We start from the raw sequence: 8,398 nt of genomic DNA, 5'->3' as shown, positions 1-8,398 counted from the left end.
CCGCAGCGCTGCGGCGGTGCAGGGCGGGGAGGGCGGCGGGGCCCGGCCCCGGCCCCGGCTGCTGCTGTGCGGCAGCGACCTGCCGGTGATGCGTCGGCTGTTCAGCGGTCCCTCGCCACTGCACGGGCTGGCGGATCTGGAAATGGAGGTACGCCCGCCGGACTTCCGGCAGGCCGCGCGCATGTGGGGCCTGGACGACCCCCGCACGGCGTTCCTGGTGCACGCCGTGGTGGGCGGCACACCCGCCTACCGGTACGACCACGCCCGCGGTGACACCCCCCGCGGGCCGGACGACTTCGACGCCTGGGTGCGCCGTACGGTCCTCGACCCGGCCGTGCCCCTGTACCGCGAGGCGCGGCTGCTGGTGCTGGAGGAGACCGGTCACCTCGACCGCGCCCTGTGCCACTCCGTGCTCGCGGCCGTCGCCTCGGGGCACTCCACGCCCGGCGGGATCGCCGAGCGCGTGGAGGTCCCGCTGCCCGACGTCTCCCGCGGCCTGGAACTGCTGCACGGGAGCGGCCTGCTCGACGCCTCCCCCGACGCCCTGCGCCCGAACGTCACCCGGCTGCGGATCGCCGAGCCGCTGCTGGCCTTCGAGTACGGGGTCGTCCGGCCGCGGTGCCCGTCGGCCGAGCGGGAGGACGCCGCCACGCTGTGGCGGCGGGCGCGCCCCGCCTTCGAGGCGGGGGTGGCGGCACCGCATTTCGCCCAGGTGTGCCGGGACTGGGCGGTGGAGTACGCCGGCCCCGGCGTCTTCGGGGACACGCCCGTCACGGCGCTCCACGGCTCCCCGGCCCACCCTCCGCCGGACGCCGTACCCGCCGCCGAGGTGGTGGTGCGGGGACCGGCCGGGGAGCACCCCGGCGCACTGCTGTCGGTCGGGCTGGCTCGCTGGGAGGAAGTGCTGGACGTGACCCACCTGGAGCGGCTGCGCCGGCTGATCGCCCACCTCGCCGCCCACGGCGAGGACACCGCGCGCACCCGTCCCGCCTGCTACTCCGGCGCCGGCTTCACCCCCGCCCTGCGCGCGGCGGAGGCGGACGGCGAGGTGCTGCTCGTCGGCCTCGACCGGCTGTACGGGGGAAGGCGGGGGGATGCCTCCGGCGGCTCGTAGGCCGGTGGAGCGGGCGCCTGAGCCGCCGGACGCCCCGGCGGCCGCGTCGACGGAGACGGCGGCCAGGCTCCAGGCCCGGTCGGCCGGGACCGCCTCCGCCCACGGCTCGGTCATCGATCCCGCTTCCCGCGACTACGGCTGCCAGCTGCGCCGGGGCAGCGACTTCCAGAACCCGGCCATAACCCGGCCATGCAGTAGGCCCCGATGTGCCGGCAGGCGTGGCAGGCCGACACCAACGCCATGTGGAACTGGAACGGCCTGTACCGCGACAACCGGGACGGCGCCGACCTCCGGGACGGTCTGTGGACCGCCGCCCGTGCCGCTGTGCCCCTGCCCCTGTTCCATCAGGTCTCCTCGTCGCCGTGGCCCGGGCACGCTACCGGCCTGGGCCTTCGCCCGGGGAGAGCGCGGGTTTCCTCTCCGGTGGCACCCCCGCAAGGCATGTGCCAGGACCCTTTCGTCCGATGAGTGGGATTCGACGACCCGGTGCCGGGGGTGCCTTCCGGGAGGTGGCTGGGTAGCATGCGGACATCGTCGTTACCGGTCAGTAGGTTTCCGCTCGGGAAGGCCGCGAGCGGGCACGGCCGGTCCCACTCCCGCCCGAAGGAGCAGCCATGCCCGCGCTCGACCGCCAAGGTGACGTCTTCGTCCTCGACCTCGGGGACGGCGAGAACCGCTTCCACCCCGACTGGCTTGCCTCCGTCGACGCCCTGCTGGACGAGGTGGAGAAGACCGAGGGGCCGCGCGCCCTGGTCACCGCGGCGACCGGCAAGTTCTTCTCCAACGGCCTGGACCTCGAATGGCTACTGGCCAACACCGGCAAGGCCGCCGAGTACGCCGCGAGCGTCCAGGACCTCTTCGCCCGGGTGCTGACCCTGCCGCTGATCACCGTGGCCGCACTCCAGGGCCACACCTTCGCCGCCGGCGCGATGCTCTCCCTGGCCCACGACTTCCGTGTGATGCGCGCCGACCGGGGCTTCTGGTGCCTGCCCGAGGCCGACATCCACATCCCCTTCACCCCCGGGATGTCCGCCCTCATCCAGGCCCGGCTGACCCCGCGGACGGCCCACGAGTGCATGACCACCGCACGCCGCTACGGCGGGCGGGACGCGCTGGCCGCCGGGATCGTCGACCGCGCGGTGGAGGAGGACGCCGTCCGGTCCACCGCGATCGAGATCGCCTCCTCCCTGACGGCCAAGGCGAGCCCCACCCTGGGCACCATCAAGTCCCGGATGTACGGCCCGGTCGTCGCGGAGCTGCGCGCCGAGGAGATCCCGCTCAGCCTGGGCGGCTGAGCGGCTGAGCGGCTGAGCGGCTGAGCGGCAGGTCGGCCGCTTCGGCCGAATCCCGGATCCCGACCCCCGGCACCCGAGCTCCGGGCCGGGTTTCCGGCCCTCCGGAGCGGTCGGCACACCGCCCGGCGGACCGCGCGGCCGAGGGGTGGCCCGCCGAGGCGCTCCTCCCGCCCGGGCGGCCTCACGGCGCCGGCCGCAGACCCCATGTCTGGAGGACGTAGGGCCGCCCCTTCTCCTGCCCCTCGATCAGCGGCACGTCGAGCCGGCTGAAGCCCGCCCTGACGGCCACGGCGACGCTGGCGGCGTTCTCCGCCTCCAGCTCCAGAATCACCCGCTCCGCGCCCAGCCGCTCGAAGGCGTACGCGGCCATCACCCGCACCGCCCGCACGGCCAGCCCCCGGCCGCGGTGCGCCGGGCCGACCGCGTAGCCGAGCTCCGTACCCTCGTGGGCGCGGCGCAGCATCACCTCGCCGAGCGGCGCGCGGCCGTCGGTCGTGATCGCGAGCAGTACGGCCACGCCGTCCGCCCGCAGCTGCCGGGCCCGGCCGAGCCGCGCGCGGGCGGCCGCCTCGTCGAAGGGCGAGACGATCGGCGTCCAGTAGGCGATGTCGGGGTGGTCGAACAGATCCGGCATCGCGGCCACGTCCGCCTCCGTCCAGTCGCGCAGGATGAGTCCTTCCCCGGTGAGCTCGATCCGGTCGGGAAACGGCGGATTGCTGGTGCTCACGGTGTACCCCCTGGCTCCTCCGTAGGACGAGGCAGCATATCCGGGGTCACGGCCGTGGGTTCGTGGAATTTTCCGCGTCCGGCACAGGCAGGCGGTGCCCCGCGTCCGGGCGGCCCCGGGGCTCGGGTGCGGGCGAGGTAGGCGGCGAGGGCGTCGCGGCTGCACGTCAGTTCGCCGATGCGCTCCTCCATCGCCGCCAACTCCCTTCCCAGCGAGCCCCGCAGATCCGCGCACCACTCGAAGCCCGGCTCCGGGCCCCGGGCGCACGGCAGCACCGAGCGGATCACCTCGGTGGTCAGGCCCGCGTCCAGCAGGGCGCGGATCTGCCGCACGGTGAGCACCGCGTCCTCGTCGTACGCGCGGTAGCCGTTCGGGCCGCGCCCGGGAGTGAGCAGCCCCTGCTCCCCGTAGTACCGCAGCAGCCTCGTGCCGACCCCCGTGCGCCGGGACAGCTCCCCGATCAGCATGTGCCTTGCCCCTCCCGGGAGTTGACCTTCACACCGGTGTGAGGCCCTGACGTCGTCCCGCGAGCGGGCATTCCGCGTCCGCCGGCCCTTTTCCTGAAACCCCTGAATCCCCCGAACCTGCGGGCCCCGAGCCTCGGAGCGGCACATGACCTCATCGACCTCTTGCGTCGTCCACCGCGACGGCCGTACCGCCACCGCCGGAGAGCCGGCGCCGCTCGCCTTCGCGGACCACGCCCACTTCACCGCCATGCGGGTGCGCGGCGGCCGGGTCCGGGGGCTCGACCTGCACCTGGCGCGGCTGCGTTCGGCATCGCTGGAGCTGTACGGCCGGGCGCTGTCCGACGACCGGGTGCGGTCCCGTCTGCGGGCGGCGCTGGAGGGCGGGCCGCAGGACGTGTCGCTGACGGCCGTGGTGTACTCCCCGGCGGGCGAGTTCACGGCGGCGGACGCCGAACCGGGGATGCTGGTACGCACCGGACCGCCCGCCTCCGGACCCGAGGGACCGCTGGTACTGGCGGCGTTCGAGCACGAGCGCTCTCTGCCGGCGGTCAAGCTCGTCGGCGAGGCGGCCAAGACGTACCTGCTGCGGCGGGCCGCCGAGCAGGGCTTCGACGACGCCGCCTTCACCGACCGCCGGGGCCGGCCCCGGCGCGGGTCAGCGGGCGGGGATCTCGGAGGCGAGGTCGCGCAGTGTGCGGTAGGCGGTGCGGATGAAGGTGCCGCGCGGGGTGGGGGAGCTGTTGGTCACCGCCGCCAGACCGATGCGGGCGGCCGGGCAGAAGCCGGCGAAGGAGGTGAAGCCGCGGGTGCCGCCGGAGTGGAACAGCAGGTCGAACTCGCCGCCGTCGCGGGCGGTGAGGGTGCGCACCTTCCAGGCCAGGCACATCCGGTCGCCGCCGGGCGCGGTCGCCCGTGGGCGGGTGACGTCGTGGAGGGCGGTACGCAGGATCTCGCCCGTCTCCGGCGGCGGGGAGAGCAGGAGCTCCAGATAGCGCCGCAGATCGCGGGCGCTGGAGCGCAGTGCGCCCGCGCCCGGCAGGCCCGGGATGCGCCAGGGCGGGCGGGGGCGGCCGTGCCAGTGACCGGTGGCCTGGGGCAGTTCGGGATCGCAGGTGCTGTCGGCCAGACCCATCGGCGTGAGGAGCCGGGTGGCGAGCGCCTCGCCGTACGGGGCGCCGGCCGCGTCCGACAGCAGCCGGCCCAGCAGCCCGACGCCGAAGTTGGAGTAGCGCACCCGCTGCCCGGGAGGGCGGCGCACCCGGGTCCGGGAGAGGGCGTGCAGCAGGTGGTCGGGGGTGAAGCCCTCGTAGGGGTTGGTGTAGAAGCGGGGCAAGGCATTCAGCAGCAGTCCCGGCGGCAGGATGGGCAGCCCGGCGGTGTGCGAGGCCAGATGGGCGAGGGTGATCCGGTCGCCGTACCCCTCGGGGACGGCGGCCGCGGGAAGGCGTCCGGCGATCGGGTCGTCGTGACCCAGCTCGCCCCGCGCCACGGCCTCGGCCAGCAACAGGGCGGTGAACGTCTTGGTCACGGAGCCGAGCTCGAAGCGGGTGGTGGCGGACGCGCCCCGGCACAGCAGCCGGGACTCGCCCGCCCGTACCGCCACGACCGCCACCGCGGGGCCGGGCGCGGCGGCGGCGACCGTCTCCAGGGGGAGGGAGAGCGCGGACTCGGGCTGTGCGCCGGAGGTGTCGGCGGTGGCTTTGGTGTCGGCGCCGGGTTCGGTCTCCGGTCCGGCGTCGGTGGTGATGCCGGTTTCGGCACCGGTTTCCGCGTCGGTGTCGGTTTCGGATTCGGTGTCCGGATCCCGTTCGGGTCCCGGTCGGGAGGCCGTGTCGGAGGACACCGGGCTCACCGCCGTGCGGCGCGGGAGAGCGCCAGGGTGCCGGCGACGGCCGCGACGACGGTGGGGTGGTGGTGGTCCCGGAAGCGCTGGGCGGCGTCCCCCTCGACCTCCTTGCCGTCCCGGGGCAGCAGCCCGTCCTCGTGCTGCACCGAGGCCAGTTCCTCCCACAGCACGGGATCGGCGTAGGGCTCGCGCAGGCAGCTTCCGACGATCAGCAGCTCGGTGACGAGGTCCCACTCCTGGACCTCCCGCCAGATGTCCAGCCACACCGGCAGCCAGAGCTGGAGGTACTCCTCCAGATGCGGTGGCAGATCGCCGGGGCGGGCGCCCCAGTCGGTGATGTGGAAGACGGTGTGCGTCACGCAGTAGGCCGTCATCCAGTCGATCACCCACGGCTCGGGGGTGTTGCCGAGCCAGGTGGCGTCGGTCAGCCGCTTCCAGTCGGCCTCGCGCGCCAGGCCCGCCAGGCGGGCGGCGTTGGCGACGGCGAGGCGGCGGTTGGGCACCTGCTCGACGGCGTCCATCGTGACCAGGCCGCCGAGGTGGTCCAGCAGGGCCTCCAGGCGCCGGTGGCGGTAGCCGGCGCGGACGAAGTGCGCGTACAGCTCCAGCGGGTCGACCATCATCATGTAGCGCAGCTGCCGCTCGTAGAGCATGTCGCCGCCGCGCAGCTCCCACCAGGCGAAGTCGAGCAGTTCGCGGGCGGTGCGCTCCTCGCTCGCGGAGGCCAGCCCCTCGCGCAGCACCAGGGAGGCCGCCAGGGCCGTCTCGCCCAGCGGCTTGTAGATGCTGTCCGGGTCGGCCATGTCGGAGGTGGTGCCGGGCGGCAGGGTGCCCAGCTCGCAGTGGCGGCGCAGCCAGCCGAGGGCGCGGGTGGCCACCAGGTGCGCCGAACGCCCCACGGATGCGGGGGCCGCGGCGGTGGTGCGGGGCGTGCTCATGCGGTCGGTCCTCCCGGCCTCTGCGGCTGCGAACGGTCCAGCAGGCCGCGGGCGACGGCGGTGTCCAGCGCGGTGCGCCCGCCGTCCCCGCAGTGCAGTTCGAGGTGCCGCACCACGGCGGCCGTGTCGAGGTCGGGGCGCGCCCCGCGGTGCAGTGCGCAGGCGAGCCAGCGCGCCAGCCGGGCCGCGGTGGGGTAGTCGCGGCGCAGTATCGCGCGGGCGGTGCCCCGGCTCAGGTCGCGCAGCCGGGCCAGGGCGGCCTCGTGGACGGGGCCGTCGGCGTTCGGCAGGGCGAGCGGGGAGAGCCGCGCCATGCTTGAGGACAGCTCGCGCCAGGAGGAGCCGATGTCGCCGGGGGGCGCCGGTTCGCGTACGCCCAGGGTGTCCTCGGGTGTGCCGGTGATGCCTGTGACGCCGGTGAGGGCGTCGTCGGGGGAGCCACCGCCGTACCGCGCGAGGAGCCGCACGGTCGTCCAGTCGCGCCACGCGGCCTCGGGCGCGGCGTCGGGAGTGGGCGGAAAGATTCGCAGGGACTCGGCCACCGCCCGGGCGTCGCCGGGCCCGAGGGGCGATCCGGCCAGCAGGGCGGGGGCGAACACGTCGGGCCCCAGTACCCGTAGGGCGGCCAGCGCGACCTTGGGGTCGGGGGCTTCGTCCACCTGTGAGGCCACCGCCGCCGGATCCCCGGCGCCCCGCAGGGCACCGAGGACACGGTCGGCCAGACTCTCCACCGCCGCGGCGTAGTCCGTGCGCGATGGGGCGTCCGGATTCGGCATCAGTGACCTACCTCTCTGACTCGGTATGTCATGTTATGCCGATTCCGTTTGTTTCTGTCGCATCATGCTGTTCCCTGTCGCATCCCGCTGTAGGGCGGTCGCGTCACTTCTCCCGCGGCTCCCTGGGGGAGAGCAGGAGCGCGAGCAGCAGAATCCCGATCGCCTCCGGCGCCCACACGGGCGCGTCGCTGACCGGGGCCTCGCGCGTGGCCATCAGATCGGCGACCAGGTCGCGCTCGGCCGGGGTGGCGGGGGCAAGGGTGGTTCCCGTGGTGTGGGTGAGCATTTCTGGGTCCTCCTCGGTGGGATGCCAGGTGGGTGCCGCCGCACGATATGAGCGGCTTCACGGGAGACGTTACGAACACTCATCTTGATGTGCATATGCACTTTTAGTTCTTTTTGCGCTTCCCGGTGTCCCGTGCATGGGCGCCAAGAGGCGGCTGACCATGGAAGACGGCCGGGAAGCGCGCCGCGGACGCGGGTTCGGAAGAGCGGTCGGGTATTCACCTGCACGGAGTAGTTGGACAGTCCGCCGACCGGTGCGGCGCGAACCGGCGCCGGCGTCCGGGCGCAGCTCGCCGTGGTGGTGTGCGACGAGCGAACTGTCCCGCCCGGTCCTGTACGAGCCGGTCTCCAGCGGTGCTGAAGCCGGGCGCGGCAGCCTGGTGGCGATCGCGCCGCCGGCCCTCGGCGGCGCAGGCAGTCGTCGAAGGGAGTCGCCGTGTCTCAGGCGGTCCAGGCAGTCAGGAGCAAGGTCACCGGGGACCTCTACGCGGAGGTGCAGACGTTCTACGCGCGGCAGATGCGCCGCGTGGACGCCCTGGACATCGAGGGTTTCGCGGACACCTTCACCGACGACGGTGTGGTGGTGCACGCAGGCGGGGAGCGGGCGCAGGGCCGCGAGCGGATGATCGCGGGCATGCGGGCGAACCTGCCGCGCTACCGGGACATCGCCGTCCGGCACTGGTTCGACCACCTGCTGATCGAGACCGACCCCGCGGACGAGGACACCCTGCGGGTGTCGTACTACACGCTCGTCACCCAGACCGACCGGGAGGGGAAGGTCTCGTTCCAGCCGACCTTCACCGTCGACGACGTGCTGGTGCGGCGTGACGGCGAGCTGCTCACGCGGTCGCGGGTCATCCACCGCGACACCCCCGTGGAACTCCCCGCCTCCTGAGGCGCCGGGCCGTGCCCCGCACCACGGCGGTGGCCTCCCGATGGAGTTCGGGGGC

8 protein-coding genes and 3 pseudogenes are annotated in these 8,398 nt (G+C 74.2%); 5 read left to right on the top strand and 6 right to left on the bottom strand.

The annotated features are described in order from the left end of the window. The 3 genes and pseudogenes from LJ221_RS03285 to LJ221_RS03275 all read left to right on the top strand — a co-directional run. A partial coding sequence (locus LJ221_RS03285) for an ATP-binding protein (protein ID WP_241713550.1) occupies nucleotides 1-1,114 on the top strand: 1,114 nt, incomplete at its 5' end. After that, nucleotides 1,095-1,396: pseudogene (locus tag LJ221_RS23875) on the top strand (lytic polysaccharide monooxygenase); the annotation flags it as partial. The gene LJ221_RS03285 and the pseudogene LJ221_RS23875, both read left to right, overlap by 20 nt. Before the next feature lie 332 nt (nucleotides 1,397-1,728). Further along, nucleotides 1,729-2,409, top strand: a complete 681-nt coding sequence (locus LJ221_RS03275) for an enoyl-CoA hydratase-related protein (protein WP_241713548.1) — start codon at nucleotides 1,729-1,731, stop codon at nucleotides 2,407-2,409. Between the two features lie 181 nt (nucleotides 2,410-2,590). Here LJ221_RS03275 and LJ221_RS03270 read toward each other — a convergent pair whose 3' ends face one another. Together LJ221_RS03270 and LJ221_RS03265 are read right to left on the bottom strand one after the other, a co-directional pair. Beyond that, nucleotides 2,591-3,136 (bottom strand): GNAT family N-acetyltransferase, encoded by a 546-nt coding sequence (locus LJ221_RS03270; protein ID WP_241713546.1) that lies wholly within the window; start codon nucleotides 3,134-3,136, stop codon nucleotides 2,591-2,593. A 128-nt stretch (nucleotides 3,137-3,264) separates the two neighbouring features. After that, a pseudogene (locus LJ221_RS03265) lies at nucleotides 3,265-3,603 on the bottom strand (MerR family transcriptional regulator); the annotation flags it as partial. Between the two features lie 145 nt (nucleotides 3,604-3,748). Between LJ221_RS03265 and LJ221_RS03260 the strand changes: the two are divergent. After that, nucleotides 3,749-4,246 (top strand): annotated as a pseudogene (locus tag LJ221_RS03260) (aminotransferase class IV); the annotation flags it as partial. A gap of 12 nt (nucleotides 4,247-4,258) precedes the next feature. Here the strand turns inward: LJ221_RS03260 and LJ221_RS03255 are convergent. From LJ221_RS03255 to LJ221_RS03240, 4 genes are all read right to left on the bottom strand, one after another. Beyond that, nucleotides 4,259-5,446, bottom strand: a complete 1,188-nt coding sequence (locus tag LJ221_RS03255; protein ID WP_241713543.1) for a serine hydrolase — start codon at nucleotides 5,444-5,446, stop codon at nucleotides 4,259-4,261. A gap of 5 nt (nucleotides 5,447-5,451) precedes the next feature. Next, nucleotides 5,452-6,387, bottom strand: coding sequence for a hypothetical protein (locus LJ221_RS03250; RefSeq protein WP_241713542.1), 936 nt, complete (start codon nucleotides 6,385-6,387; stop codon nucleotides 5,452-5,454). Continuing rightward, on the bottom strand, nucleotides 6,384-7,163 hold the full coding sequence (locus tag LJ221_RS03245; protein ID WP_241713541.1) for a hypothetical protein: 780 nt from the start codon (nucleotides 7,161-7,163) through the stop codon (nucleotides 6,384-6,386). Before LJ221_RS03245 ends, LJ221_RS03250 begins: the two co-directional genes overlap by 4 nt. A gap of 103 nt (nucleotides 7,164-7,266) precedes the next feature. Continuing rightward, nucleotides 7,267-7,449 carry a hypothetical protein gene (locus LJ221_RS03240; RefSeq protein ID WP_241713540.1) on the bottom strand — a complete coding sequence of 61 codons (183 nt, stop codon included), beginning with the start codon at nucleotides 7,447-7,449 and terminating at the stop codon, nucleotides 7,267-7,269. 435 nt (nucleotides 7,450-7,884) lie between these two features. Here LJ221_RS03240 and LJ221_RS03235 point away from each other — a divergent pair, with 435 nt between their 5' ends. After that, nucleotides 7,885-8,343, top strand: a complete 459-nt coding sequence (locus LJ221_RS03235) for a nuclear transport factor 2 family protein (RefSeq protein ID WP_241713539.1) — start codon at nucleotides 7,885-7,887, stop codon at nucleotides 8,341-8,343. Nucleotides 8,344-8,398 lie beyond the last annotated feature (55 nt).

It is taken from the genome of Streptomyces sp. CNQ085, from assembly GCF_022614595.1.
Classification (GTDB): domain Bacteria; phylum Actinomycetota; class Actinomycetes; order Streptomycetales; family Streptomycetaceae; genus Streptomyces.
This window is presented reverse-complemented; position numbering and strand designations above follow the sequence as displayed.